Source organism: Vibrio sp. V30_P3S12P165 (assembly GCF_009904905.1).
Taxonomy (GTDB): domain Bacteria; phylum Pseudomonadota; class Gammaproteobacteria; order Enterobacterales; family Vibrionaceae; genus Vibrio; species Vibrio fujianensis.
Genome location: NZ_WXWH01000077.1, coordinates 1 through 26,795, shown reverse-complemented (window position 1 = coordinate 26,795; position 26,795 = coordinate 1). Strand labels below are relative to the sequence as shown.

The window sequence follows — 26,795 nt, the reverse complement described above, 5'->3', positions numbered from 1 at the left end:
TATGGCCGTTGATGAAAATGCACCTAAAAGTAAAAAGAAACTATTAATCATTGTTGGGGCTGTCGTCGCCTTGCTATTGATCGCTGGAGGCGCTTTCTTCTTCATCGGTTCCGGTAGTCCTGAACCAAAACAAGCTCAGCAAGCCCAACGAGCCGCCACGATTGAACCAGTGTCCTATGTTAACATTGCACAACCTTTTGTGTTCAATGTCAGTGGGGAAAATCGTGGTCGAATGGTACAGGTAAAGGTTCAGCTTATGGTTCGTGGGAGTAAAAATGAAAATTTGGCTCGCTTTCACTCGCCTTTAATTGAAAGTACATTATTGGCAACCTTTGCTTCTGCAACCGTTGAACAATTACGGACAACCTCTGGGCGAACTGAGTTACGGGATAAGGCAACCGAAGATATAAAAGCGGCGATGACACAAGTGGTAGGAGAGCCGGTGATAGAACGAGTGCTCTTTACTGATTTTGTAATGCAATAGGTGAGTTCGTGACCGATTTATTAAGCCAAGACGAAATTGATGCGCTGTTGCATGGTGTAGACAGCGTTGATGACGATGAAGACGAATTAGATTCCGTTGACCCGGGGGCGGTCTCGTTTGATTTCTCATCACAAGATCGGATTGTTCGTGGTCGGATGCCGACCTTAGAGTTGATTAATGAACGTTTTGCTCGTCACTTACGCATCAGTTTGTTTAATATGCTCCGCAAAACGGCAGAAGTTTCAATCAATGGCGTACAAATGATGAAATTTGGTGAATACCAAAATACTTTGTACGTTCCAACGAGTTTGAATATGGTTCGTTTTCGTCCACTCAAAGGAACGGCTCTGGTGACAATGGAAGCACGTTTAGTCTTTATTTTGGTGGAAAACTTTTTTGGCGGCGATGGGCGTTATCATGCTCGTATTGAAGGGCGTGAATTTACTCCAACGGAACGTCGGGTTATCCAATTATTGCTCAAAATCGTCTTTACCGATTATAAAGAAGCGTGGTCTCCAGTTATGGGAGTCGAGTTTGAGTACCTCGATTCCGAAGTGAACCCGAGTATGGCGAATATTGTTAGCCCAACAGAAGTGATTGTTGTCTGTTCATTCCATATTGAAGTGGATGGTGGTGGCGGTGATTTTCATATGGTGATGCCATATTCGATGGTGGAGCCCATTCGCGAATTACTCGATGCGGGGGTTCAGTCGGATAAAATGGAAACCGATGTCCGCTGGAGTTCGGCACTACGAGATGAGATTATGGATGTGCCAATTAACTTTCGAGTCAATTTATTGGAGCAAGATATTGCTCTGCGCGATTTGATGGAATTGCAAGTCGGTGACATTATCCCGATTGATATGCCAGAGCATGCGGTGATGTTTGTGGAAGACTTACCGACCTATCGAGTCAAAATGGGCCGCTCTGGTGAAAAGCTGGCCGTACAAATTTCAGAAAAGATCCGTCGCCCAGATGTGGTAAAAACCGATCTTGCGTTTTTAGGCAAAGATATTATTGCTGAATTAGAGAACGATGAGCTGGAAGATGAAGAATCAATACCAGAGTAATAACCAATACAAGAGTAAGAATAGGTAGCAAAGATGTCAAAATCAGATGATCAAAAACTGGCAGATGAGTGGGCTGCCGCTCTTGGAGAAGATCCTAGTGCCCCAGAAATCGATGTCGATGAAGTGTTAGCTGCGCCACTAGACGAGCTAAAAGATACTTCACCACCGATTACGGACGATGAACGTCGTAAGCTCGATACTATCATGGATATTCCTGTCACCATCTCGATGGAAGTTGGGCGTTCAAAAATTAGTATTCGTAATTTACTGCAACTCAATCAAGGTTCGGTGGTTGAGTTGGATCGCATCGCGGGAGAGTCATTAGATGTGATGGTTAATGGTACCTTGATTGCGCACGGTGAAGTTGTGGTGGTTAACGATAAGTTTGGTATCCGTCTGACTGATGTGATAAGCCAAACTGAACGAATTAAGAAACTGAGATAATTTATGAAATGGTTCATCAGTTTATGGTTTGTGTCACTCCCCGTGTTGGCCACCGAGAAAGCATCGTTAGATTTAGCGACCACTTTTGGGTCGCTTTTGTTCGTTGTGGTGCTGATTTTATGTTTGGCTTGGTTATTAAAACGGATGCGAGTGACAACCTTAGGTCAGCAAAAAGAATTTCAAGTGATACGTCAATTGCCTATCGGTACAAGAGAACGATTGATGATAGTGCAAGCGGGTGACGAACAGTTTCTGATAGGCGTCACCACACAATCTATTCAGTTAATTTCAAAGTTGAGCACTCCGTTGATCCAAGAAGCGACCGATCAACGTTCATTCGCTACCCAGTTGACTCAGTTAGTGAAAAAACATGATAAATAACCATCGATATACTTGTTGTTCGGTGTCGTTATCTTGGATGATGACCCTTATTTGCTTCCTTATTTTACTCTGGGCTCCTTTAGCGAGTGCGCAACAAGCGCTGGAAACCCCCATTCCGGCCAATGCGCTTACTGAAGGTGGTATCACCGTGAGCGCGATGGAGAAAGAGCAAGGAGCATCGAACACTTTAGCGTTAACCAGTGGTAGTGGTGGCGGTGGTATTCCGGCCTTTACTATGACCACGAATGCTGATGGTAGTGAAGACTATTCAATAAACCTTCAGATTTTAGCTTTAATGACCATGTTGGGCTTTTTACCCGCCATGGTTATTTTGATGACGTCTTTTACCCGAATTGTGGTCGTGATGTCGATTTTGCGTCAAGCCATGGGGTTACAGCAAACACCATCAAATCAAGTGATTATCGGGATTGCTATTTTTCTTACCTTTTTTATTATGTCGCCGGTGCTCAATCAGATTAACGATCAAGCCGTTCAACCTTACCTCAATGAACAGATCTCTGCACGTCAAGCATTTGACTTGGCCCAAGAGCCGATGAAAGCTTTTATGCTCAAACAAACGCGGCTGAAAGATCTAGAAACCTTCGTGAATATTTCTGGCGCAGAGGTCCAAAATCCAGAAGAGGTTTCCATGGCGGTACTCATTCCTGCTTTCATTACTTCGGAATTGAAAACCGCGTTCCAAATTGGTTTTATGCTCTTTTTGCCTTTTTTAATTATTGATTTGGTGGTTGCTTCGGTGTTAATGGCGATGGGGATGATGATGTTATCACCGATGATTGTTTCGCTGCCTTTTAAGTTAATGCTTTTTGTCTTAGTGGATGGTTGGAACCTGATTTTATCGACTTTGGCAGGCAGTTTTGCCTTGTAGCGGGAGGGGCCAATGACACCAGAACTGTTTGTTGAGCTATTTCGTGAAGCGCTGTGGATGGTTCTTATCATGGTATGCGCCATCATTATTCCGAGCTTATTGATTGGTCTTGTAGTGGCAATTTTTCAAGCGGCGACCTCTATTAACGAACAAACCTTGAGTTTTTTACCTCGTCTTATCGTGACACTTTTAGCATTAATGATGTTTGGGCATTGGATGACCCAGATACTGATGGAGTTCTTTATGGCGATGATTGAGCGCTTACCACAGGTGCTCTATTAAGGAGTATCGATGGAATACCCAACCAGTGTGGTACTAGATTTTATCGCTCACTATTTTTGGCCCTTTGCCCGTATTTCTGCCATGTTAATGGTGATGTCTGTGACGGGGGCTCGATTTGTTTCTCCTCGTATTCGCCTCTATCTCGGTTTGGCCATTACGTTTGCGGTCATGCCAGCCATTCCTCAAATTACCGCAGATATAGCTTTACTATCGTTTCAAGGTTTTTTAACGACGTTAGAGCAGTTAATTATTGGCGTAGCGATGGGCATGGTGACGCAATTTCTGATTCAAACGTTTATTATTCTCGGACAAATTTTAGGGATGCAATCGAGTTTAGGTTTTGCTTCCATGGTGGATCCTGCGAATGGTCAAAGTACCCCTTTATTGGGGCAGTTATTTATGTTGTTGGCGACCATGTTTTTTTTGGCAACCGATGGTCATTTGAAAATGATTCAATTAGTGGTCATGAGCTTTAAAAGCTTACCGATCGGCAGTGGAGCACTCACTGCGGTGGATTTTCGAGAGTTAGCATTATGGCTTGGCATTATGTTTAAAGTGGCGCTGAGTATGGCACTTTCCGGAATTATTGCTCTGCTAACGGTTAACCTTTCCTTTGGAGTGATGACTCGTGCCGCGCCACAATTGAATATATTCTCACTCGGGTTTGCTTTTGCTTTATTGGTCGGCATATTGCTCTGTTGGTATATTATCAGCGGTTTGTTTGCACACTATGAATTATTCTGGTTAGAGGGTGAGCAGCAGCTTTGTCGCTTGATACGCTTAAATTGTTAGGAGGCCATGATGGCAGAATCTGACGGCCAAGAAAGGACAGAAGAGGCCACCCCCCGAAGGTTACAGCAAGCTAAAGAAAAAGGCCAAGTGGCACGCTCAAAAGAGTTGGCTTCAGTCTCGGTATTAGTGGTGGGGGCGGTATCGCTAATGTGGTTTGGCGATTTATTGGCTCGAGGTTTATACCGCATGATGGGGCGATTATTCTCTCTTAGCCGCGAAGAAATTTTTGACAGCAGTAAACTCTTTGAAATTATTGGCGGTACGCTAACGGGCTTATTATTACCGTTATTACTCATCTTAGTAACCTTGTTTGTCGCAGCCTTGCTTGGTGCAGCTGGGGTCGGTGGGATAAGCTTTTCAACCGAAGCGGCGATGCCGAAGCTATCTAAACTTAATCCTTTGAGTGGCTTTAAACGGATGTTTGGCCTACAAAGTTGGGTTGAGTTGCTAAAGTCGATTTTAAAAGTATTACTGGTTTCTGGGGTGGCATTTTATCTGATTGATGCATCAAAGTGGGATCTTTTTCAGCTGAGCATGGATGTGTTTCCACAAAATCTTTTTCATGCGCTGGATATTTTACTCAATTTTATTTTACTGATTAGCTGCTCTTTGTTGGTCGTTGTGGCGATTGATATCCCTTTTCAAATTTGGCAACACGCCGAACAACTCAAAATGACTAAGCAAGAAATTAAAGATGAACACAAAGACACCGAAGGTAAACCTGAGGTGAAAGGGCGGATTCGAATGTTGCAGCGTGAGGCAGCTCAGCGGCGCATGATGGCCGATGTCCCGCAAGCGGATGTGATTATTACCAACCCTGAACACTTTTCTGTCGCTTTGCGTTATAAGCAAGACACAGATCGAGCCCCCGTTGTGGTGGCAAAAGGCGGTGATTTTCTGGCGTTAAAAATTCGAGAAGTCGCTCGTGAGCATGACATCATGATTGTTCCTGCTCCACCTTTAGCCCGTGCGCTTTACCATACCACGGAGTTAGAACAAGAGATCCCTGATGGTTTATTCATGGCCGTCGCTCAAGTATTGGCATATGTCTTTCAACTTAAGCAGTATCGACGTAAAGGAGGAGAACGTCCGGTGCTTCAAGAAGATAACCTACCTATTCCACCGGATATGCGTTACTAACGAGGTGATAGGGCCTATTTTTCAGGGATAGAGAGTAAAATCAATAATGAGCCATTGCCACCAAATTCTAATGGTGCTTGATGAAAAGCTAGCACGTCGGGGTGCTGAGCTAACCATAGCGGAACTTTTTGCTTAAGAATGTGTTTACCAATTCCATGTTGCACACAAGCACAGTGAACATTTTCTTTTAGACAATAAGCTATCATTGCTCCTAGTTCCCGTTTGGCTTCGACTTGAGTCATACCATGCATATCGAGAAAAACATCAGGCACGTAAACACCACGACGTAATTTCTTAACTTCATACTTTGACACATCATGACGAGCATAACGGGTAGGCCCTTCTTCACTTAAGAGGGGAACAAATTCGTCAGAAAAATAAAAATCGTTATCACTCGCTTCGCGCGAGGTTCGACGGATTTCTTTTTGTTTGGGGTTTCTGTTTGGTGGTCGGACTATGGTATCCTGCGCAAACTTTTTTACGCCTTTTACTGCATCCTGAAACAGAGCAAAATCATCCGCATCGAGATCAGCGTTTGGATTGAAATCGGTGTGTTTTTTGTTCATTGTCGGTAAATAATCGGTTATGAGTCGGAATTGGCAGTATTGTAGCGCTTTTCGGAGGCAATTTTGGATAAGATTTTTGTAGATGAAGCGGTTTCTGAACTGTATACGCTTCAGGATATGATTCGTTGGACGGTGAGCCGCTTTAACGCCGCGAAACTATTTTATGGTCACGGTACAGATAATGCTTGGGATGAAGCGGTTCAACTTATTTTGCCTACCCTTTACTTACCGATAGATGTGCCTCCTCATGTACTTAATTCACGCTTAACCAGCAGTGAGCGATTACGTGTGGTTGAGCGAGTGGTGAAACGTATTAATGAACGAACTCCGGTGGCTTATTTAACCAATAAAGCTTGGTTTTGTGGGTTAGAGTTTTTTGTTGATGAACGGGTGTTGGTGCCTCGTTCTCCGATTGGCGAATTAATTCAAGCCGAATTTTCGCCTTGGTTAGTCGAACAACCGACTCGAATTATGGATTTATGTACAGGCAGTGGTTGCATTGCGATTGCTTGTGCTTATGCGTTTCCTGATGCTGAGGTCGATGCGATCGATATTTCGTCGGATGCGTTGCAAGTGGCAGAGCAAAATATTCAAGATCATGGTTTAGAGCAGCAAGTTTTTCCTATCCGTTCCGACCTGTTTAGAGATTTACCTCAAGAACAATACAATATTATTGTGACCAATCCACCTTATGTGGATCAAGAAGATATGCATAGTTTGCCCGATGAGTTCAAACATGAGCCAGAGCTAGGGTTAGCCGCAGGCACCGATGGGCTGAAATTAGTTCGCCGAATTTTAGCCAACGCTCCTCGTTATCTGACTGAACAAGGTATTTTGGTGTGTGAGGTCGGTAATTCAATGGTTCATTTAATGGAGCAATATCCTGATATTCCATTTACTTGGTTGGAATTTGAACATGGTGGCCATGGCGTCTTTTTATTAACCCGAGAACAGTTAGTCGCGTGTGCGGATGAATTTGCATTGTACCGCGATTAATGATTGAACCGTTATCAAGCACCGGCCTAGTGTCGGTGCTTGGCTATTTGTTAGCAATTAGTGCGCGATAGGGGCTTTACATCATTCGTTAATCAAGCGAGTATGATTCTACCAATAATAGTCATGAATACGATGGGCAAAACTACCCGCTCAACGTAAGCGAGTTTGAGGAAATAATGGCAGGAAATAGTATCGGACAACATTTCCGAGTGACCACATTCGGAGAAAGTCACGGTATCGCACTAGGATGTATCGTGGACGGATGCCCTCCAGGGTTGGAAATTAGCGCCGCCGATCTACAAGTTGACTTAGATCGCCGCCGTCCTGGAACCTCGCGCTATACCACCCAACGACGTGAGCCTGATGAAGTGAAAATTTTGTCCGGCGTGTTTGAGGGAAAAACAACCGGAACGTCGATTGGTCTGTTAATTGAAAATACCGACCAACGCTCAAAAGACTACTCAGAAATTAAAGATAAATTCCGCCCCGGGCATGCCGATTATACTTATCACCAAAAGTATGGCGTGCGTGACTACCGAGGTGGTGGGCGCTCTTCTGCTCGGGAAACAGCGATGCGTGTTGCCGCTGGCGGAATTGCTAAGAAATATCTCAAACAAGAGTTTGGTATTGAAATTCGAGCATATTTGTCGCAAATGGGAGAGATCTCGATAGAGAAAGTCGATTGGAACGAAATTGAGAATAATGCCTTTTTTTGTCCTGATGTCGATAAGGTGGATGCGTTTGATCAACTGATTCGTGAGTTGAAAAAAGAGGGCGACTCGATTGGGGCTAAAATTCAAGTGGTGGCGACTCAGGTTCCGGTGGGTTTGGGTGAACCCGTGTTTGACCGTTTAGACGCCGATATTGCACACGCTCTCATGAGTATCAATGCCGTAAAAGGGGTTGAAATTGGTGATGGTTTTGAGGTTGTACGTCAAAAAGGCAGCGAACACCGAGATCCGCTCACTCCGCAAGGCTTTGCTAGCAATCATGCAGGGGGTATCTTAGGGGGTATTTCGTCTGGGCAAAACATCGTGGCAAACATTGCCCTAAAGCCGACCTCAAGCATTACCGTTCCTGGTGAAACCATTACCCGAGAGGGGAAAGCGACGCAACTGATCACTAAAGGTCGTCATGATCCTTGTGTGGGTATCCGTGCCGTACCGATTGCTGAAGCCATGTTAGCAATTGTACTGATGGATCATTTACTGCGTCATCGCGGCCAGAATCACGGTGTCCATACGGAAACACCAATACTGTAAGGTTTTCCGTTTAGCAAAACCTCACATCTTATATCAGGTGTGAGGTTTTTTGTTAGGAAAAGAGAATTAATGCAGCGGTTTATCTGTTTCAACCAAGTGAAAAGAAGGTAAACGCCACTTAAATCGAACCGCAGCCATACGCAACAGATAACCCACGACTAAGGTTACTATTGTATTGGTGATTTCACTGACTCCCAGCTCAAGTAATGCCAGATAGAGCCCTGAAGCGACTAAGGTCACTGAAGCGTACAACTCATCATGTAGTACCAAAGGAGGCTGACGACAGATTAAATCTCGTAATAATCCGCCAAATACGCCAGTAACTAATGCGGCCACCATACAGATCATTACATGGTGCCCCATACCTAGCGCGACTTTTGTACCGATGATGCTAAATACAATCAACCCGAGTGCGTCTAAGCGAATAAATAGTCCTTTTAGTTTAATCACCCAGCGATAAATTCCAGTGGTTAACACACCCGCTAAGCAGGTAATTGCTAGAAACTCTGGATGTTTTACCCAACCTAATGGGTAGTGGCCAAGTAAAATATCGCGTACCGTTCCTCCACCAATCGCGGTCGCACTAGCAACCAGCATGACCCCAAACCAATCCATTTTCAGACGCCCAGCACTGAGAGCGCCTGTCATCGATTCCGCAGTAATACCAATGAGATAGAGAATACTTAGTAACATGCCGGAGCCTCTTATTTATTTACCTGAAGCTTAGGGTCCACAGCCCCTAAGAATGCGTGAGTGTAAGAGCTATCAATGCTATTGACGAATGAGTTTTTGTAAGGATAACGCCAGGTATTGATTACTTAAACTAATTGATAATGATATGGCGATAAGCGTTTAAGGTATCGGATAATCTGTTCTGTGCTCGCGGATCCTCAGGGTAACCCTTTACCCGGTGGTAAAAAACCGAGAGAATGCTCACCATAATAAAAAGAGGGAGAGGCGACATTATTTATGACGCATCAATATCAAGACTTGATTACTATTTTTAATCAGGTTTTTTTTGCTGATTATCAAACTAAGTTAGAACTAGGTGGTGATGAACCTATCTACCTACCAGCAGATGAATTTACCCCTTATCATCGCATTATTTTCGCGCGAGGTTTTTATGCCTCAGCTTTGCATGAAATTGCCCACTGGTGTGTCGCAGGGCCGCAGAGACGACTACTGGAAGACTTTGGCTATTGGTATGAGCCTGATGGCCGGTCGGCAGAAGTCCAGTCTGAATTTGAACGTGTCGAAATTCGCCCTCAAGCTTATGAATGGATTTTTGCACAAAGCGCGGGTTTTCCATTTACGGTGAGTTGTGACAACTTAAATGGGGATAGTGAACCGGATCGATTGGCCTTTATGCATAAAGTACATCAACAGGTGTTAGCACTGTTAAAACAAGGATTACCCTTGCGAGTTAAACGGTTATCGGATGCCTTGCGCCAGCACTATGCTCGGCCACCTTTAAGCCCCGATCAATTTATAGTGAAATAACGAGTAAAACATGATTATTGAATTTGAAGAAAAACTACTGAATTTGATTGATGCACGTATTGAGTCTGCGTCAGATGATGAACTCTTTGCTGGGGGCTACTTACGGGGGCATATTTCACTCTCCGCTGCTGCTTGTGAGGAGGCGGGGATTGATGATTTGGTCGAGTTTAAGATAAAGATAGCGCAGAGTTTAGCGGCTGCCCGTTCAGAATTATCACCCGTCGATCAGGCGATTGTGAGTGAACTTTGGCAGCAACTTATCGAGCAAGTTTAGCCGTTCGACGGAACGACGAACAATGAGCGTACAGAACAATTAGCGTACAGATTGTCCTTTTTTAAGTTTTCGAATCCACATTCGGCTAGGATGCAAGCTTTCAAGCACATCCACGGGCAGCGGAAGTGGATCGCCACAGATCTGGGATGCTAATAGCTCCGCCATCAAAGGAGCAGAGCTTAATCCTCGAGAGCCTAAACCCAAGATCCCATAGAGGTGAGGGTAGTTTGCAACCGAGGGTATGTGCTCTAGAGGTTGTTGAGGTAAGTCGGAGTACTGCTCAACAATCTTGTCTCGTTGACCGATATTGCCAACAAAAGGTAAGTGATCTCGGCTAACACAGCGAATTCCTTGCCGAGATTGATTACCTGAGACATCGATTTGTTTAGGCCAAGATTGGTTAGGAATGCAACGAGCTAACCGCTGAGCATTCTCTTGCTGTGCTTGAGGATCAAAAAGATAGTCTAACGAGTGCTTATCATAACTGGCTCCAATACAGTGGGTCTTGTAATCCGAACTATGGGGTGTCATATACCCGTCATAACACAGTACCGTTTGCAGTGGTTGTAGCTCTGAATTCGTCGGTGCGTGACTCACCTGGCCCTTAACTTTTCCTAAAGGTATATGGCGAGTTTGTGCAAACTGATCAAATTGATGGCCATTAGCAATAACTACACATTGATGCTCAAAGGTTTGATCGCGACTGGTTAATTGCCAGCGCTGCTGGCTGGCTAGCCACGTTAATTTTTCAATCGGCTGTTCAAAGTAGGTCGTTAACATGCCTGTTTCTTGTAGTAACATCAGCACAGCTTGGGTTAATTCAGCTGGAGATAGCCAACCACCAAGCGAGTAATAAAGGCTAGGCATATCAATCGGTAACCCTATTTTTTCTTGGGTTTGCGTTTGATTGAGAAACTGAACGAGTTGATCAGGAAAATTGCCCTGCAACATACGGGTTAGCTTCTCGGTAGATTTTTCATCCCACATTAACTGGGTGACGCCACACCAATCATGTGCAAATGATGTACGGTGTGCGATCTGTTCGATCCACTGACGAGCAAAGAGAAATGCCGGAGCAAATACTCGTGATACGCCACTATGCTGGCTATTGAGCAAAGGATAAACAGCACCTTGTCGGTTACCGGATGCTCCTGCGGCGGGCGCTGTATCGGCGCAGTATAAAGTGACGGGAACTCCTCGTTGCGAAAGTGCGTGAGCTAGGGTTGCACTGGCGATACCACCGCCAATAATGGCGACTTCTTGCAGGTTCGTAACTTCTTCTCTGTGGTAGCAAGGATCAATATTCGTATATCGATTTTTATGTGCGAGATGACCGGCAATCATTTCTCGTTTAGTCCCAAAACCTTTGACTTTTTTCATTTCAAAGCCAGCTTCGATGAGTCCGCGTCGTACAAACCCTGCTGCGGTAAACGTGGCACAGGTTGCCTTTGATTTGGCTAACTGGCTCATACCATTAAAAAGTTGCTGATTCCACATTTCAGGGTTTTTACTCGGTGCAAAACCATCAAGATACCAAGCGTCAACCAATCCTTGTGGCGGAACAGGCACCTTAGGTAGACAGTCTTTAATATCTCCGAACCATAAATCTAGGGTGACGGCTCCTCCAGCTAATAGGATACGATGGCACTCAGGAACAGCTATGGGGTAATGTTTTTGTAGCTCAACAGCGTATTTGGCGAGTTCAGGCCAAGCTTGATGGGCTTGGATCAAATCGGCTTTTTTTAATGGATATTTTTCAAAACTAATAAAATGTAATGATTTTAACGTAGCATCAGGTGATTGCTGTAAAAACTGGTCGAAATATTGCCAAGTGGCGAGGAAATTAAGCCCAGTTCCAAAGCCTGTTTCTGCAATCACAAAGCGGCGTTGATCATACTCATGCCATCTTTGTGGCAGGTGATTTTTTTCAATAAAAACATAACGTGTTTCCTCTAATCCATTAGTATTAGAGAAATAGACGTCATCAAAGTGGTCTGATACAGGGGTTCCTGCATCATTCCAAGCCAGTTGTGCATGAGTAATAGCCGTCATAATCGATCAGTTCTAGGCAATATGTGTTTAATAAGGCAAGATTGTACGGATTTATAGGAAAGCTGACCACTTTTGTTACTTATCTTGGTTATCATCTAGTAAGAAATTTTGAATTATAGGAATCTCACATGAAACGAGTCGTCATCACCGGTATGGGTATTGTTTCCAGTATCGGTAACAACGTCCAAGAAGTTCTAGCGTCTCTGAAAGCAGGTAAATCAGGGATTAGCGCATCTGAACAATTTAAAGATCAAGGTTTGCGTTCCCAAGTGTGGGGTGACTTGAAAATTAACCCAGCGGAACATATTGATCGCAAACAAATGCGTTTTATGGGCGATGCTGCTGCATACGCTTATTTATCGATGGAGCAAGCGATAGCCGATGCCGGATTAACACCAGAACAAGTTTCTAATGATCGTACCGGTATTATTGCCGGTTCGGGTGGGGCATCTTCATTAAACCAAGCCATTGCTGTTGATACACTACGGGCAAAAGGGGTCAAGCGCATTGGGCCTTATATGGTACCACGTACTATGTCATCAACCGTGTCTGCGTGTCTTGCGACTCCATTTAAAATTCGTGGGGTTAATTACTCGATCAGTTCAGCCTGTGCAACGTCTGCTCACTGTATCGGTAATGCAATGGAACTGATTCAACTGGGTAAACAAGATATCGTCTTTGCCGGTGGTGGTGAAGAGTTAGATTGGTCTTTAACCATGATGTTCGATGCCATGGGAGCCTTATCAACGAAGTATAATGAAACGCCAGAGAAGGCCTCACGAACCTATGATGCTGACCGCGACGGTTTCGTTATCTCTGGCGGTGGTGGTATGTTGGTGATCGAAGAGTTAGAACACGCCTTAGCGCGTGGTGCTAAAATATACGGTGAAATTGTCGGCTACGGTGCGACATCTGATGGTTATGACATGGTTGCGCCTTCGGGTGAAGGTGCCGCTCGCTGCATGAAAATGGCAATGCAACAGGTTGATCATGTGGATTATGTTAATACTCATGGCACGTCAACACCGGTTGGCGATCTCAAAGAACTTGGTGCGATTCAAGAAATTTTTGCCGGTCACAGTCCAGCGATTTCAGCTACTAAAGCGATGACCGGTCATGCTCTCGGTGCGGCAGGTGTTCACGAAGCAATTTATTCCACATTGATGCTTGAGCATAATTTTATTGCACCAAGTATTAATATTGAGACATTAGATGCGGCGGCTGAGGGATTAGATATCGTGACGCAAATGCGTGAACAGCCGCTTACAACGGTCATGTCTAACAGCTTTGGATTTGGTGGAACGAACGCAACACTGGTGATCAAAAAGTACTCTGCGTAATCAGTGATTACATAAAGGAAAATTTTCCAGAACCGGTCGGTAATACCGATCAAACAGACGCAGACTCTGTCCCCTGGAGAGCGGGACAGGATCCTTTTGTTCTGGATATTCACCCGGTGACTAATAGGCACCGGGTCTTTTTAATTCTCGACACCGTGAACGCTTTTCTGCACAATGCGTGTCAACTAGATAGCGAGCCAATGAGCGAGGCTATCGTCTCATCGTATTTCTTTGTCCCTCAAAAATAACTTGTGTGAACCTGCTATGAAAATATTGATTGATGAAAATATGCCTTATGCTGAATCGTTATTTTGCCAGCTTGGCGAGGTGATACTAAAGCCCGGAAGAACGTTAACGGCAGATGATCTCATCGATATTGATGCTTTAATGATTCGTTCAGTGACGAAAGTGGATGAACACTTACTGGCTAAAGCGAACCGATTAAAGTTTGTTGGTACGGCAACCGCTGGCGTCGATCATGTAAATCAAACTTTATTAGCTGAACGAGGGATTTTCTTTACCGCCGCTCCCGGTTGCAACAAAGTGGGGGTAGCAGAGTATGTGTTTAGTATTTTGATGGTACTTGCTCAGCAGCAAGGTTTCTCTGTTTGGGATAAAACGGTGGGTATCATCGGTGCTGGTCAAGTGGGTAGTTACCTTGCTGAGTGTTTAACAGGGCTTGGTATCAAGGTGCTTTTAAATGACCCACCAAAGCAGTCTCAAGGGGATGAGCGCGAATTTACCCCACTGCCAGTGCTATTAGAGAAAGCGGATGTGATTACGCTGCATACTCCGATCACTTACGATGGTGAATGGCCAACACATCATCTGATCGATGAGGCTGTTTTACAGCACTTGCGTAGTGATCAAATTTTAATTAATGCTGCTCGTGGACCGGTTGTAGACAATCAAGCGCTTAAAGTCCGTTTGCAGCAGCGTGATGGTTTCAGCGCAGCATTGGATGTGTTTGAGTTTGAACCGCAGGTCGATGCGACATTACTGCCGTTACTTGCCTTTGCGACGCCACATGTGGCAGGTTATGGGCTAGAGGGAAAGGCGCGTGGTACCACGATGATTTTTAACCGCTACAGTGAGTTTTTAGGACAAGCATTGTGGGCCAACCCATCCAGCTTACTCCCTGTTGCTCCGATTCCTGAAGTAACGCTACATCAAAAATGGGATGAAGCGACACTGCTTAGTCTAACGCAACTGATTTATGATGTACGACGTGATGATGCCCTGTTTCGCCGTGACATTGGTAAGCCAGGAGGTTTTGATCAAATGCGAAAACAGTACTGGGATCGACGAGAATACAGCGCAATCAAACTGGTGGGAGATGAGTCTTGTCAACTCGAGCCACTAGCAAAATTAGGTTTTAATATAGAGGTAACGAATGAGCCAAGAATTTAATGTTGCCATTTTCGGCGCAACAGGTGCCGTGGGTGAAACGATGTTGGAAGTTCTGCAAGAACGCCAGTTCCCAGTCGGTGAGTTATTTTTACTGGCCAGTGAGCGCAGTGAAGGGAAAGCCTACCGTTTCAACGGCAAGACCGTTTGCGTACAGAATGTTGAGGAATTTGATTGGTCACAGGCCCACATTGCTTTATTTTCTGCCGGTGGCGCGTTATCTGAACGCTGGGCACCGATTGCCGCAGAAGCTGGCGTAGTAGTGATTGATAACTCTTCACAATTTCGTTATGACTACGACATCCCACTGGTTGTTCCTGAAGTCAACCCTCAGGCTATTGCAGAGTTTCGTAATCGAAATATTATTGCTAATCCGAACTGCTCAACCATCCAAATGTTGGTGGCTTTAAAACCTATTTATGATGCTGTCGGGATTGAACGGATCAATGTCACTACATATCAGTCGGTTTCTGGTGCAGGTAAAGTGGGTATTGATGAATTAGCCGGGCAAACGGCTAAGCTACTCAATGGTATTCCGGCGGAGCCGCAAACCTTTAGTCAACAAATAGCCTTTAACTGTATTCCACAAATTGATCAATTTATGGATAACGGCTATACGAAAGAAGAAATGAAGATGGTATGGGAAACCCAAAAAATCTTCAATGATCCTTCGTTAATGGTTAATCCCACTTGCGTACGTGTCCCGGTTTTTTATGGACATGCAGAAGCGGTACATATTGAAACCCGTGATCCGATTGATGCCGAACAAGTGATTGCATTATTAGATCAAATGGATGGAATTGATGTTTTTCAAGGTGAAGAGTATCCAACCCAAGTACGTGATGCTGGTGGCAAAGATAGCGTACTTGTGGGGCGTATTCGCAATGATATTAGCCATCATAGTGGTATCAATTTATGGGTTGTGGCAGATAACGTACGTAAAGGCGCAGCAACCAATGCGGTACAAATTGCAGAAGTTTTGATTCGAGATTACTTTTAGCTTAACGTCTTGGGTTAACGAGTAATAAAAAAACCACCATGCGGTGGTTTTTTTATGTAATTACTTGACTTTGTGAGCGTCAGGATCGGTTTTACAGTTCCCGTCAGCACATTTACCGTACAGATACAGACTGTGATTGGTTAATTTAACATTGTATCGAGCGGCAATTTCTTTTTGGCGCTGTTCGATGACATCGTCTGAAAACTCAATCACTTCACCACAATCGAGACAGACTAAATGATCATGGTGATGTTGCGTTGAGAGCTCAAAGACGGATTTGCCCCCTTCAAAGTGGTGGCGAGTAACAATGCCTGCATCATCAAATTGGTTTAAAACTCGATAAACGGTGGCAAGGCCGATCTCTTCACCGAGATCAATCAGCTTTTTGTACAGCTCTTCAGCACTAATATGTTGGCACTCAGGCTGCTGTAATACTTCTAAAATTTTTAGCCGTGGAAGGGTTACTTTAAGACCAGCATCCTTTAGCGCTTGGTTATTGTCTGACATATACTTTCCCGTTGATGATCTGCCGTCGTAAACAGACGTCAATGTTGTCTCACATTATAGGTCACCCAGTCAAAACAATAAACCACGAAGTTCAAAGGGTTACTGTCTTTATGTATAAAGTCGTGTTAAATCACGGTGAAATCTTATCTGACCAGTTACAATTGTGCAACATCAACTGCGTTATACTTCTCAACCTCATGGCCATGCGATTCATCATTGCTGAGGTATTGAGATCAATTAGAGTCTAAGGCACGGATAGCATGAATAAAACACTGGAAATATTGTATAAACCTAATATTGTGAAGTGGGCACTAAATAGTTGGCCTCCTTTTTGGGGGGCAGGGATAAAAATTGAATCACTCAGTGATGATTTTCGTGAAGCCAAATTACGCTTAAAGCTACGTTGGTGGAATAAAAATGCCAACCGTTCTCAATATGGAGGAAGTATTTTTTCTCTCACTGATCCTGTTTACTCTTTAATGTTGATGGGGATTTTGGGAAAGCAATATTATGTTTGGGATAAAGAGGCGAGCATTAATTTTATCAAGCCAGGCCAAAGTGATCTTTATGCTGAGTTTTTGATTTCTCAGGCCCAACTCGATGATATATTGGCCGTGACGGCTAATGGTGATAAATGCTTTCCTGAATTTATTATCCATGTCAAAGACCAAGAAGGAACGGTAGTTTCAGAAGTTCACCGTAAACTTTATGTTCGCAAAAAGCCGAAATATCGAACTGATGACTCATTACCTTTATGATCATGGCTGGTTAATCTTTTTTATCCAGACGGAGGTTCGATGTGCTTTGATACTGCTTACATAGCTCGATCCATGCCTCTGCAGTTCGAGAAATGTATCGTTCGGCGTGCCAAATGACACAGAGTCGCCAATCAATCGTTGGGGTAATCGGTCGCACTAGCACACCATCGCTCTGTATTCTCTGACAAAGTGGTTCAGGTAAAAATGCGACTCCAATACCATTTTTGACCAGTGCCACCAAAAAGTCCCATTGGCTGCTACGCGCTGCGATTTGTGGTATGAATCCCTGTTGCTTGCATAGGCTCTGCACATAATCACTCAGTGTAAATTCTTGTGTATAAAGATAAAACGGTTCGTTTTTTAACATGCTCCAGTTAAGCTTTGGCATATCTTTCCAAGGTGAACTATTGGGAAGTACCGCATAAATAGGATAATTATCCAGTACTAACGTATTGAGATTTTGTTCTGCATGCTGAGAAAGCATGGTAATAGCGACATCCAATTCGCCATCCAATACTGCTTGCTCTATTTTGCGTCCCCCGTACTCGACAATAGTCATTTCAACATTTGGATAGACTTGGCGGTACTGCCGAATCAGCCCTGCATAGAGATGCCCAACCATCGGGGGAATGCCCAATCGAAGTTGACCGCGTTGCAATTGGTTGAGATCTATCAGCTCAGCGTCTAACTGGGTCAACTGGGCAATAATTTCTCCTGCTCGCTGATAGACGATTTCTCCCGCCTCAGTTAACCAAAATCGTCGTCCTTCTCGATGAAGTAAAGGTTGTCCTACTTCTATTTCAAGACTACGAATCATCTTACTGATGGTCGGTTGTGTCACATACAGCTGTTCTGATGCTCGGGTAAAGCTTTGCTGGTTAACGAGTTCAACAAAGTAGCGCAGCGCTTTAATATCCATAATTATCGTGCTCGTTTGATTATTCCATTTTGGAATGATTTTTATAATAAAAAGTCATTTTATGCAGGTTTTGCACCTGATTATAATGTGATTAATTTCACAAAATAACGATTAATAACATGAAAAAAGTAGAAAATGGTTTATTGACGATTGGTCAAATTGTGGTGCTAGCTTTGATATGGTTTATCGCCGATTACTTGGTTCAGCATTTTCATCTTCCTATCCCTGCTAATTTAACAGGTATGCTCTTATTATTGGTATTAGTGTTTAGCCGAGTTGTGAAGGTGGATTGGCTGCGGAGAGGGGCATCCTGGTTACTGGCAGAAATGTTGTTGTTTTTTGTACCTGCGGTTGTTGCTGTCGTCAATTATCAGCCACTTATGCGTGAACAAGGAGGGCGTATTATGCTGGTCTTAGTGATCAGTACCATTGTGGTGATTGCAACAACGGCTTGGATTGTCGATAAATTATATCGTTTCGAATTAAAATGGGCTCGACGTAAAAGTCATCAGGTAAGAGAGGTATAAGGTGTCGGTACATCTATCGTTACTAGGGGTTGCTTGTCTTCTTTTAACGCTGTTTTTTTATTATGGCAGCAAAATGCTTTATCAGCGTAAGCGTTCGATATTGCTAATGCCGCTCTTATTGGCTCCTGTACTCTTAGTCGCTGTTGTGATCGGGTTAGGTATTCCGTACCAAGCTTATATGGAAGAATCGCATTGGTTACTTTGGTTACTTGGCCCGGCAACGGTTGCTTTTGCTATTCCTGTTTATGACAATCGCAAACTGATTCGACGTCATTGGCTGTCATTATCCGTTGGGGTTTTGGTGTCGGTGATTGTTGCGGTGGGTAGTACCGTTTTACTTGCTCGTTGGTTTGAGTTGCCAGAATTATTACAGCGTAGCTTAGCGATGCGTTCAATTACCACCCCTTTTGCGGTGGAGGCGACGCGTTCTATCGGTGGACAAAGTGACTTAACGGCTTTGTTTGTTGTATTGACTGGAGTGATTGGTATGGCGGTAGGAGAAACTGTATTGGCGATCTTGTCGATTCGTTCGCGTTTTGGTAAAGGAGCCAGTTTAGGGGCCTCTGCTCACGGCGCTGGAACCGCTAAAGCGTATCAAATAGGCAATTCTGAAGGTGTGGTTTCGAGTGTAGTGATGATGATTGCTGGCATGGTGACGGTATTGATCGCCCCATTTTTAGGACAAATTTTGTGGTAGATTTTAGCGTTTATCTTAATCCGAGACAAAAATAAGCCCTCCGTTTATATCCTTCCTACTTAAATCCGCAGGGGTGTTGGCTACGTTCTTTCACCCCAATTACATAGCCTGTTGATGCTCATGGGGATGATGAGAGCCATTTGTGGCTCTCACCAAAGGTGAGCCTACGGCTGTTCAAATTTGTTCTAGACAAATTTGTCACTCACTTGCTGCCTACCTGCAACTCTAAGTCGTTTGGATTTAGAGGACTTATTTTTTAGTTTTCCAGTTCAGTTAGTCTTCCAGTTCAGAAAGACACATTTCTTCATAAACTTGATTTACCCAAGTGGTGACACGCTGTTCGGTCAGCTCTGGCTGGCGATCTTCATCAATACATAAACCAACAAAGTGGTTATCATCCACTAAGGCTTTTGACGCTTCAAACTCATAGCCTTCGGTTGGCCAATGGCCTACGATGGTTGCGCCTTTGGCTTCGACGATGTCACGGACAGTCCCCATCGCATCACAGAAGTATTCGGCATAATCTTCTTGATCACCACATCCAAAAATAGCTACCAACTTAGTAGAGAAATCAATGGCTTCTAACTCAGGGAAAAAATCATCCCAGTCACATTGAGCTTCACCGTAATACCAAGTAGGAATGCCAAGCAGTAGCAGGTCGAAGTTATCAATATCTTCTTTACTACTTTTAGCAATATCTTGGACGTGGACCAGTTTTTTACCGAGTTGTTTTTGAATCATTTTTGCAATAGCTTCGGTGTTACCTGTATCGCTACCAAAAAAGATACCTACACTTGCCATAGAGTCTTTACCTTTACATTGTTATCGGTTGATGGGGAATGATGCTAGGTCATTAGCCCAGCCCTGTGCCTTCCCAACTGAGTTGAATTAGGCCTTTGGCAATAAAACCCGCGCAACCTAAAAATAGCACCAGCCATACGATACGACGGCCAAATGGCGGAACATTGCCTTGTTTTAAGACGTCTTTTATTGCCATTCCAATAAAGAAAAAAATAGACGCAAAAAGCAGATCAAGCCCAATAGATTCGAGCATGTTCATATAGTCGTAAAGCATGGTTATCCTTTATACCAATTTATTACTTGCGCGAACTATACCACTGTTATTAGCCAAAGTTAATCAGCCCATGATGTTTGAATTACCCCTTATTTTATACGGATTTTTAAGTTAAACGATGAATTTTCGAATAGCCCGCAGTACTTCGATCGGTTTTTCAGCATGTAACCAATGTCCGGTCTTGGCAATCACATGCGCTTTCGCGTTATAAAACTGTTGCTGAATGGCGGTTTGATGCTCTGCGGTTAAATAATTTGAGTCGGCTCCTTTAATAAAGAGCGCTGGTGTCTTATTTTTTGCAATAGGCTCCCAACCGAGGATATTTTCGTAGTTGGCTTTAATGGCATCCAGATTAAAGCGCCAAAGCATTACACTGTCTTGGTTGATGAGTGATTTCGCCAAAAATTGGCAAACGCTTTCTTGGCTAATATGTTTGGCTAATAGCGCCATGACTTCACTTCGAGAGGCGGGTTTTTGTTCCAATACCGAATCTAATCCAGCGAAAATATGATCATGTCGACGGATATGATAAGCGACCGGTGCCATATCCAGTACGATGAGCTGTTGTATAATATCTGGTGCTAAATCTGCCAATTTCATCGCCACTTTTCCGCCCATTGAGTGGCCGATAATCGTTGCTTGGGTGATGCCAAGATGCTGAAGTAGTTGATCGACATCTCGCGCCATAAGAGCATAATTATGTTGTGATGAGTGAAAAGATTGGCCGTGATTACGTAGGTCAATACTTAATACTTGATGATCGATTTTTAGGTCACGGGCTAACAATCCTAAGTTACTCAAATTGCCAAATAGACCATGGATCAAAACAACGGTGTGACCCTCACCTTCGAGTTTATAATTGAGCAATGCTGACATTTTATCTTAATCGTAATAGGTTTAACGTAGAGTCTCGGCAAAGATCTCGCTATAATCCCTGAGAGTTTAAACATTGAGATTGTGAAAAGCGAATGAAAACAATAGAGGTTGATGAAGATCTATACCGTTACATTGCTAGCCAAACCCAACATATAGGTGAAAGTGCCTCCGATATTTTGCGACGTTTACTGAACGTTGCTCGACAGCCTGTACAACAGTCTGTGCAACAACCTGTATCTGACGTGTTGGCTCCTAAAGGTATAGTTGTGAGTAAAGATGCCGCACAAGAAACGAAAATCGATAGCGTTAAAGAGATGCGTGGCTTACTGATTTCAGATGAATTTGCAGATCTTAAAAAAGCGATTGATCGTTTTATGCTAGTGCTTTCTACACTCTATCGTATCGATCCTGAAAGTTTTTCTGAAGCGATGTCAGTCAAAGGGCGTAAACGTGTCTATTTTGCGGATAATGAGCAAACGCTATTGGCCAATGGACAAACAACCAAGCCAAAAGCAATTCCTAATACGCCTTTTTGGGTTATCACCAACAATAATACAAGCCGCAAACAGCAAATGGTGGAACAGGTGATGGTTCGAATGAATTTTCCGACCGAGATCATCGACAAAGTGACTCAATCGATTTGACTTTTTAGCGTTCAAAAGCAAAAGTCTGATTGAAACCTCATAATATGCAATCAAAACGGCGTACTATGGGGTTTTTTATTTGTTGTTATTTTACATAGGATGTCATTATGGCTATGCACCCACGTGCAGGACAAAAAGCACAACAGCAAGATTTGCATAATATTCCCGCCCTTGTTGCTAATTATTATTTACTGCAACCTGATCCGAACAACCCACAGCATCAAGTTCAGTTTGGTACATCAGGTCATCGAGGAAGCGCCGATAAGGCAACATTTAACGAAACTCATATTTTAGCTATCGCTCAAGCGGTGGTGGACATTCGCTCTGCGCAAGGAACAGATGGCCCGATCTATATCGGTAAAGATACCCACGCACTCTCAGAACCGGCATTGAGTAGTGTGCTCGAAGTTTTAATTGCCAATGGTGTTGAAGTCATTATTCAAGAAAATAATGGTTATACACCGACCCCTGGTATCTCACACGCTATTTTAACTTATAACCTTGAGCATACGGCTAAAGCCGACGGTATCGTGATTACACCGTCACATAATCCACCACAAGATGGTGGCATTAAATACAACCCAACTCATGGTGGGCCAGCGGAGGGACAGTTAACTCAAGCGATTGAAAATCGAGCCAATCAACTGATTTCTCAAGGTTTAAGTGGTGTAAAACGGGTTTCGATTGTTGAAGCGAAGCAATCCCCTTTATTAAAGCAAGTTGACTTAGTAAAACCCTATATTGATGACTTGGTTAATGTGATTGATATGCAAGCCATTCAGAACGCCAAGCTGAAAATTGGCGTTGATCCACTAGGTGGTAGTGGGATTGATTACTGGCGTCAAATTGGTCAAGCCTACAATCTAGATTTAACCTTGGTCAGTGAAGCGATTGATCCAACCTTCCAATTTATGTCATTAGATAAAGATGGCGTAGTGCGAATGGACTGTTCATCGCCTTATGCAATGGCTGGGCTGTTAGCGTTAAAAGATCAATACGATTTGGCCTTTGGGAATGATCCAGATTATGACCGTCATGGCATCGTAACCCCGCAAGGATTGATGAATCCCAACCATTTCCTCGCTGTTTGTATCGATTACCTTTATCGTCATCGTACGGGATGGAGTACAGAGGTGGCGGTAGGCAAAACCTTAGTATCCAGCGCGATGATTGATAAAGTGGTCGCCGATTTAGGTCGTGAGCTATGTGAAGTTCCGGTGGGATTCAAATGGTTTGTGGATGGTCTATATTCGGGTAAATTTGGCTTTGGAGGAGAGGAAAGTGCGGGAGCCTCTTTCTTACGTAAAGATGGTACCCCTTGGTCAACAGATAAAGATGGCATTATTTTATGTTTACTAGCGGCTGAAATTACCGCCGTGACTGGGAAAAATCCTCAGCAATATTATGATGAACTCGCTGCTAAACATGGTGATTCGTATTATAGCCGTATTCAAGCGGTAGCGAATGGGCCACAAAAAGCAGTTTTGAGTAAATTATCACCAGAAATGGTTACGGCTCAGACATTAGCTGGCGATCCGATCACTGCTCGTTTAACCCATGCACCGGGTAATGGTGCCGCCATTGGTGGGCTAAAAGTCGCTACTGAATTTGGTTGGTTTGCTGCTCGCCCATCGGGAACGGAAGAGATTTATAAAATCTATTGTGAGAGCTTTAAAGGAGCACAACATCTCGCTCTGATTGAGCATGAAGCGCAGCAAATTGTGAATCAAGTCTTTAGCGACGCAGGTTTGTAAACGCGTTATCAAGGGTTTGTGTAAACGGGGGAAGTACGGAGTGCTTCCCCTTGTTATTTGGGTTGGTTGAACTTGGCTGATGCTGGCCAATGACGCGGCATAATAAACCAAAAAATGCCTGATTCACTTTGGCAATGCACAAACTCCTCATAATGCTGCTCAGCGAAGTCAGTCGGTGATGTTTTTTCTCTGCCGGTTAACCATTGGGGTTTATCTAAAGAGTAGAGTGGTTCATCAATGAGTGAGACTTGGTCTTGATAGCACCAGTGCCCCTGAATTTGGCTACAATTAAGTGAGTAACCTAAGCATTCTTTTGGAATGGGCTCTGCTTGAAATGGATTGGTATATAAACGTCCTTGCATCAGTAAATGCGGCTGGGCATTGGCCCATAATGGATAAGTTTGGCAAAACTCTAAGCGAGTTGAGAGGGAGAGTTGGTGATTGAGCATGTGAGCGAGTTTAATGTCTAGCCGATCTTCTGCATTCGGCCCATACCATAAACCTTGGTGAAGAAGGTAAAATTTGATAGCGACTTCCCAATGCTCATATGCATCCGTGTGGCGATTCTTAGTAATAAAATCAATGGCACCGAGCGTTTTTCCATGTTCGTTAAGCTGGATTTCTTCCGATACTGCATTATAACGCGGGGTGCGAGTAAACAGTTGTTGGCATATAAACTGATAAACAAACCCTAACCTTGGATTCCCTTGATAGTTAGGCCAACGTTGCTCTGGCGCTGGTGGTGTAAAAGGAACCTTTGCCACGATAGGACAAGAGGCCTCAAACAGGGTTGGGGTTTTGATGACCCAATTGATCAGCGGTGTGATGTCCATATTATTTACTCTTGCGGAGGCGGTACTGTTTTCGACATTCTAGCTTGAAATTGTTATAACCACGTCATGCTAATCAAGTCATGGAACACAAGATGAACAATTTTCAGTTAGAAGCTTTGTTAAATGAGACCTTGTCTCCACAATTAATCAAAGATTACTGCCCGAATGGGCTGCAAGTCGAAGGTAAATCTGACATCAAAAAAATTATCACTGGAGTAACGGCATCTAAGGCATTGATTGAGCAAGCAGTACAACGTCAAGCTGATGCGCTATTGGTTCATCATGGTTATTTTTGGAAGGGGGAACCAGAAGCCATTCGTGGCATGAAAGGTACTCGGTTACGAACATTGATCAAACACGATATTAATTTGCTGGCTTATCATTTACCACTTGATATTCATCCTCAACTGGGTAACAACGCGCAGCTAGCACAATTACTGGAGATTGAGGTTGAAGGCGGTTTAGAGGGGCATCCTCAATCGGTGGCTCTATATGGCTGTTTGCGTCATGCGTTGAGTGGTGAAGCGTTAGCGACTAAGATCACTCAAGCACTTGAGCGTTCGCCTTTACACATCGCACCGGAGCAACAAGATAAGCCGATTAAAAAAATTGCTTGGTGTACCGGTGGTGGGCAAGACTATATTACGCTTGCCGCTGAACAGGGCATGGATGCTTTTATTTCGGGAGAAGTCTCTGAGCGCACGACCTATATAGCGCGTGAACTTAATATTCACTATTTTGCTGCAGGTCATCATGCCACAGAGCGTTATGGTGTGAAAGCGTTAGGGGAATGGTTGGCGAGCACACATGGCTTTGAGGTGGAATTTATCGATATCGATAATCCAGTATAAAAAACAAGAGCGAGGCAAACCTCGCTCTTGTTTTACCCAACAAATGTCAGGGAGTTATTCACGTTCATGAAGTGGTTGGAAATCTCTTAGTTTCTGACCAGTATAGAGCTGGCGTGGGCGACCAATTCGGTTTTCTGGATCGCTATGCATTTCATTCCAGTGAGCAATCCAACCAATGGTGCGTGACATAGCAAAAATAACCGTGAACATTGAGATTGGAATACCAATGGCTTTTAAAATAATACCTGAATAGAAGTCTACGTTAGGATAGAGTTTCTTCTCAATAAAGTATTCATCTGAAAGTGCTATGCGCTCTAGTTCCATCGCCACATCCAAGAGCGGATCTTGAATATTGAGTTCTTTCAATACGTCATGACACGCTTCGCGCATTACGGTCGCACGAGGATCGTAGTTTTTATACACCCGATGGCCGAAGCCCATTAAACGGAATGGATCATCTTTGTCTTTCGCGCGCTCGACATATTCAGGGATCTTATCCACGGAACCGATTTCTTCCAACATACGTAGGCAAGCTTCATTGGCTCCACCATGAGCAGGTCCCCATAGTGATGCGATACCTGCGGCAATACAAGCAAAAGGATTTGCTCCTGAAGAACCCGCAAGACGTACGGTTGAGGTGGATGCATTTTGCTCGTGATCCGCGTGCAAGGTAAAGATTTTATCCATAGCACGGGCAACGATAGGATTCACTTCATACTCTTCACATGGGTTAGCAAACATCATGTGCAAGAAGTTTTCTGCATAAGTCAGATCATTGCGTGGATAAATAAAAGGCTGACCAATGGAATATTTATAACACATGGCTGCGAGGGTCGGCATCTTAGATAACAAGCGGTAAGCTGCGATCTCGCGGTGTGTATCATTGTTAATATCGAGCGAATCGTGGTAGAAAGCCGCTAATGCACCGACCACGCCACACATCACCGCCATTGGGTGCGCATCACGACGGAAGCCATGAAAGAAACTCGCTATTTGCTCGTGAACCATAGTATGGCGGGTCACGGTTTTTTTAAATTCATCGTATTGCTGTCGAGTTGGTGCTTCACCATAAAGCAAGATGTAACAAACTTCTAAATAATCTGCGTTATTGGCTAATTGATCGATAGGATAACCTCGGTGTAATAAAACACCTTTATTACCGTCAATATAAGTGATTTGAGATTCACAAGATGCAGTGGCAAGAAAACCCGGATCAAAGGTAAAGTAGCCATTTGAACCTAACTGACGAACATCGATTACTTGAGGACCGAGGGTCCCGTCCATGATCGGCAGTTCAATGGGCGCTTTTCCTTCAATATGAAGGGTTGCTTTCTTATCTGCCATAACAATCTCCTTTGTTTATTATTTAATCCGTCCAGGATGTTTGTGTGTCATTCTTGTACGTCTGATCTCATTTAAAGTCAATTTTTCTCCTCTGTTGTGTGCACTTACTTTGATTTTTTATACATATAAAG

At 43.8% G+C, this 26,795-nt stretch carries 31 protein-coding genes; 21 read left to right on the top strand and 10 right to left on the bottom strand.

What is annotated here, in order from left to right:
• Position 1: 1 nt before the first annotated feature.
• From fliL to flhB, 8 genes are read left to right on the top strand one after another with little or no spacing between them, the layout of a single operon-like run.
• Positions 2-484 (top strand): flagellar basal body-associated protein FliL, encoded by a 483-nt coding sequence (gene fliL, locus CAG57_RS15010; RefSeq protein ID WP_161427667.1) that lies wholly within the window; start codon positions 2-4, stop codon positions 482-484.
• An 8-nt stretch (positions 485-492) separates the two neighbouring features.
• Positions 493-1,554: a flagellar motor switch protein FliM gene (gene fliM / locus CAG57_RS15005; protein ID WP_099611518.1), complete on the top strand. Its 1,062-nt coding sequence runs from the start codon at positions 493-495 to the stop codon at positions 1,552-1,554.
• A gap of 33 nt (positions 1,555-1,587) precedes the next feature.
• Positions 1,588-1,998: a flagellar motor switch protein FliN gene (fliN, locus tag CAG57_RS15000; RefSeq protein ID WP_099611517.1), complete on the top strand. Its 411-nt coding sequence runs from the start codon at positions 1,588-1,590 to the stop codon at positions 1,996-1,998.
• 3 nt (positions 1,999-2,001) lie between these two features.
• Positions 2,002-2,379, top strand: coding sequence for a flagellar biosynthetic protein FliO (fliO, locus tag CAG57_RS14995; protein ID WP_161427666.1), 378 nt, complete (start codon positions 2,002-2,004; stop codon positions 2,377-2,379).
• 37 nt (positions 2,380-2,416) lie between these two features.
• Positions 2,417-3,268, top strand: coding sequence for a flagellar type III secretion system pore protein FliP (gene fliP / locus CAG57_RS14990; protein WP_425445505.1), 852 nt, complete (start codon positions 2,417-2,419; stop codon positions 3,266-3,268).
• Between the two features lie 12 nt (positions 3,269-3,280).
• Positions 3,281-3,550, top strand: coding sequence for a flagellar biosynthesis protein FliQ (fliQ, locus tag CAG57_RS14985; RefSeq protein ID WP_099611514.1), 270 nt, complete (start codon positions 3,281-3,283; stop codon positions 3,548-3,550).
• A 9-nt stretch (positions 3,551-3,559) separates the two neighbouring features.
• The gene (gene fliR / locus CAG57_RS14980) at positions 3,560-4,342 is read left to right on the top strand and encodes a flagellar biosynthetic protein FliR (RefSeq protein WP_099611513.1); all 783 of its coding nucleotides are present in this window, start codon (positions 3,560-3,562) and stop codon (positions 4,340-4,342) included.
• Between the two features lie 9 nt (positions 4,343-4,351).
• Entirely contained in the window at positions 4,352-5,482 is a 1,131-nt protein-coding gene (gene flhB / locus CAG57_RS14975) for a flagellar biosynthesis protein FlhB (RefSeq protein WP_099611512.1), read from the top strand.
• Between the two features lie 14 nt (positions 5,483-5,496).
• On the opposite strand, the gene smrB is transcribed toward flhB, so the two are convergent.
• Positions 5,497-6,048 carry an endonuclease SmrB gene (smrB, locus tag CAG57_RS14970; protein ID WP_099611511.1) on the bottom strand — a complete coding sequence of 184 codons (552 nt, stop codon included), beginning with the start codon at positions 6,046-6,048 and terminating at the stop codon, positions 5,497-5,499.
• A 63-nt stretch (positions 6,049-6,111) separates the two neighbouring features.
• Here smrB and prmB point away from each other — a divergent pair, with 63 nt between their 5' ends.
• Complete coding sequence (gene prmB / locus CAG57_RS14965; RefSeq protein ID WP_099611510.1) at positions 6,112-7,044, top strand: 50S ribosomal protein L3 N(5)-glutamine methyltransferase; 933 nt, start codon at positions 6,112-6,114, stop codon at positions 7,042-7,044.
• 176 nt (positions 7,045-7,220) lie between these two features.
• Entirely contained in the window at positions 7,221-8,306 is a 1,086-nt protein-coding gene (gene aroC / locus CAG57_RS14960; RefSeq protein ID WP_161427665.1) for a chorismate synthase, read from the top strand.
• 66 nt (positions 8,307-8,372) lie between these two features.
• Here aroC and CAG57_RS14955 read toward each other — a convergent pair whose 3' ends face one another.
• The gene (locus CAG57_RS14955) at positions 8,373-8,999 is read right to left on the bottom strand and encodes a trimeric intracellular cation channel family protein (protein WP_161427664.1); all 627 of its coding nucleotides are present in this window, start codon (positions 8,997-8,999) and stop codon (positions 8,373-8,375) included.
• 276 nt (positions 9,000-9,275) lie between these two features.
• On the opposite strand from CAG57_RS14955, the gene CAG57_RS14950 reads away from it, so the two are divergent.
• Both CAG57_RS14950 and CAG57_RS14945 read left to right on the top strand, forming a co-directional pair.
• The gene (locus CAG57_RS14950) at positions 9,276-9,806 is read left to right on the top strand and encodes an elongation factor P hydroxylase (RefSeq protein WP_099611507.1); all 531 of its coding nucleotides are present in this window, start codon (positions 9,276-9,278) and stop codon (positions 9,804-9,806) included.
• A gap of 10 nt (positions 9,807-9,816) precedes the next feature.
• Positions 9,817-10,080: a YfcL family protein gene (locus tag CAG57_RS14945; protein ID WP_099611506.1), complete on the top strand. Its 264-nt coding sequence runs from the start codon at positions 9,817-9,819 to the stop codon at positions 10,078-10,080.
• 39 nt (positions 10,081-10,119) lie between these two features.
• Here the strand turns inward: CAG57_RS14945 and mnmC are convergent, their stop codons facing one another.
• Entirely contained in the window at positions 10,120-12,132 is a 2,013-nt protein-coding gene (gene mnmC / locus CAG57_RS14940) for a bifunctional tRNA (5-methylaminomethyl-2-thiouridine)(34)-methyltransferase MnmD/FAD-dependent 5-carboxymethylaminomethyl-2-thiouridine(34) oxidoreductase MnmC (RefSeq protein WP_161431043.1), read from the bottom strand.
• A 128-nt stretch (positions 12,133-12,260) separates the two neighbouring features.
• Here mnmC and fabB point away from each other — a divergent pair, with 128 nt between their 5' ends.
• The 3 genes from fabB to CAG57_RS14925 all read left to right on the top strand — a co-directional run bounded on the left by fabB (position 12,261) and on the right by CAG57_RS14925 (position 15,879).
• Positions 12,261-13,472, top strand: coding sequence for a beta-ketoacyl-ACP synthase I (fabB, locus tag CAG57_RS14935; RefSeq protein ID WP_099611504.1), 1,212 nt, complete (start codon positions 12,261-12,263; stop codon positions 13,470-13,472).
• 264 nt (positions 13,473-13,736) lie between these two features.
• Positions 13,737-14,882, top strand: a complete 1,146-nt coding sequence (locus CAG57_RS14930; RefSeq protein WP_161427863.1) for a 4-phosphoerythronate dehydrogenase — start codon at positions 13,737-13,739, stop codon at positions 14,880-14,882.
• Complete coding sequence (locus CAG57_RS14925) at positions 14,866-15,879, top strand: aspartate-semialdehyde dehydrogenase (protein WP_161427862.1); 1,014 nt, start codon at positions 14,866-14,868, stop codon at positions 15,877-15,879. Before CAG57_RS14930 ends, CAG57_RS14925 begins: the two co-directional genes overlap by 17 nt.
• A gap of 60 nt (positions 15,880-15,939) precedes the next feature.
• On the opposite strand, the gene fcrX is transcribed toward CAG57_RS14925, so the two are convergent.
• A complete protein-coding gene (fcrX, locus tag CAG57_RS14920) occupies positions 15,940-16,386 on the bottom strand; it encodes a ferric iron uptake transcriptional regulator FcrX (RefSeq protein WP_099611501.1) in 447 nt (148 codons plus the stop codon).
• A gap of 260 nt (positions 16,387-16,646) precedes the next feature.
• Here fcrX and CAG57_RS14915 point away from each other — a divergent pair, with 260 nt between their 5' ends.
• Entirely contained in the window at positions 16,647-17,144 is a 498-nt protein-coding gene (locus CAG57_RS14915) for a DUF4442 domain-containing protein (RefSeq protein WP_099611500.1), read from the top strand.
• 10 nt (positions 17,145-17,154) lie between these two features.
• Here the strand turns inward: CAG57_RS14915 and CAG57_RS14910 are convergent, their stop codons facing one another.
• Positions 17,155-18,063, bottom strand: coding sequence for a LysR family transcriptional regulator (locus tag CAG57_RS14910; protein ID WP_099611499.1), 909 nt, complete (start codon positions 18,061-18,063; stop codon positions 17,155-17,157).
• Between the two features lie 119 nt (positions 18,064-18,182).
• Between CAG57_RS14910 and CAG57_RS14905 the strand changes: the two genes are divergently transcribed.
• Positions 18,183-18,590 carry a CidA/LrgA family protein gene (locus tag CAG57_RS14905; protein ID WP_161427634.1) on the top strand — a complete coding sequence of 136 codons (408 nt, stop codon included), beginning with the start codon at positions 18,183-18,185 and terminating at the stop codon, positions 18,588-18,590.
• A gap of 1 nt (position 18,591) precedes the next feature.
• Positions 18,592-19,287 (top strand): LrgB family protein, encoded by a 696-nt coding sequence (locus CAG57_RS14900; protein ID WP_099611498.1) that lies wholly within the window; start codon positions 18,592-18,594, stop codon positions 19,285-19,287.
• A gap of 273 nt (positions 19,288-19,560) precedes the next feature.
• Here CAG57_RS14900 and fldA read toward each other — a convergent pair whose 3' ends face one another.
• From fldA to CAG57_RS14885, 3 genes are all read right to left on the bottom strand, one after another.
• The gene (gene fldA / locus CAG57_RS14895) at positions 19,561-20,088 is read right to left on the bottom strand and encodes a flavodoxin FldA (RefSeq protein ID WP_099611497.1); all 528 of its coding nucleotides are present in this window, start codon (positions 20,086-20,088) and stop codon (positions 19,561-19,563) included.
• A gap of 52 nt (positions 20,089-20,140) precedes the next feature.
• A complete protein-coding gene (locus tag CAG57_RS14890; protein WP_099611496.1) occupies positions 20,141-20,362 on the bottom strand; it encodes a DUF2788 domain-containing protein in 222 nt (73 codons plus the stop codon).
• Between the two features lie 111 nt (positions 20,363-20,473).
• Positions 20,474-21,238 (bottom strand): alpha/beta fold hydrolase, encoded by a 765-nt coding sequence (locus CAG57_RS14885; protein ID WP_161427633.1) that lies wholly within the window; start codon positions 21,236-21,238, stop codon positions 20,474-20,476.
• 92 nt (positions 21,239-21,330) lie between these two features.
• Here CAG57_RS14885 and seqA point away from each other — a divergent pair, with 92 nt between their 5' ends.
• On the top strand, positions 21,331-21,882 hold the full coding sequence (seqA, locus tag CAG57_RS14880; protein ID WP_099611495.1) for a replication initiation negative regulator SeqA: 552 nt from the start codon (positions 21,331-21,333) through the stop codon (positions 21,880-21,882).
• A gap of 107 nt (positions 21,883-21,989) precedes the next feature.
• On the top strand, positions 21,990-23,636 hold the full coding sequence (gene pgm / locus CAG57_RS14875) for a phosphoglucomutase (alpha-D-glucose-1,6-bisphosphate-dependent) (RefSeq protein ID WP_099611494.1): 1,647 nt from the start codon (positions 21,990-21,992) through the stop codon (positions 23,634-23,636).
• Between the two features lie 53 nt (positions 23,637-23,689).
• Here the strand turns inward: pgm and CAG57_RS14870 are convergent, their stop codons facing one another.
• Positions 23,690-24,469, bottom strand: coding sequence for a DUF1853 family protein (locus tag CAG57_RS14870; RefSeq protein ID WP_099611493.1), 780 nt, complete (start codon positions 24,467-24,469; stop codon positions 23,690-23,692).
• 92 nt (positions 24,470-24,561) lie between these two features.
• On the opposite strand from CAG57_RS14870, the gene CAG57_RS14865 reads away from it, so the two are divergent.
• Entirely contained in the window at positions 24,562-25,320 is a 759-nt protein-coding gene (locus CAG57_RS14865) for a Nif3-like dinuclear metal center hexameric protein (protein WP_170886618.1), read from the top strand.
• A gap of 54 nt (positions 25,321-25,374) precedes the next feature.
• On the opposite strand, the gene CAG57_RS14860 is transcribed toward CAG57_RS14865, so the two are convergent.
• Positions 25,375-26,664, bottom strand: coding sequence for a citrate synthase (locus CAG57_RS14860; protein ID WP_161427632.1), 1,290 nt, complete (start codon positions 26,662-26,664; stop codon positions 25,375-25,377).
• Positions 26,665-26,795 lie beyond the last annotated feature (131 nt).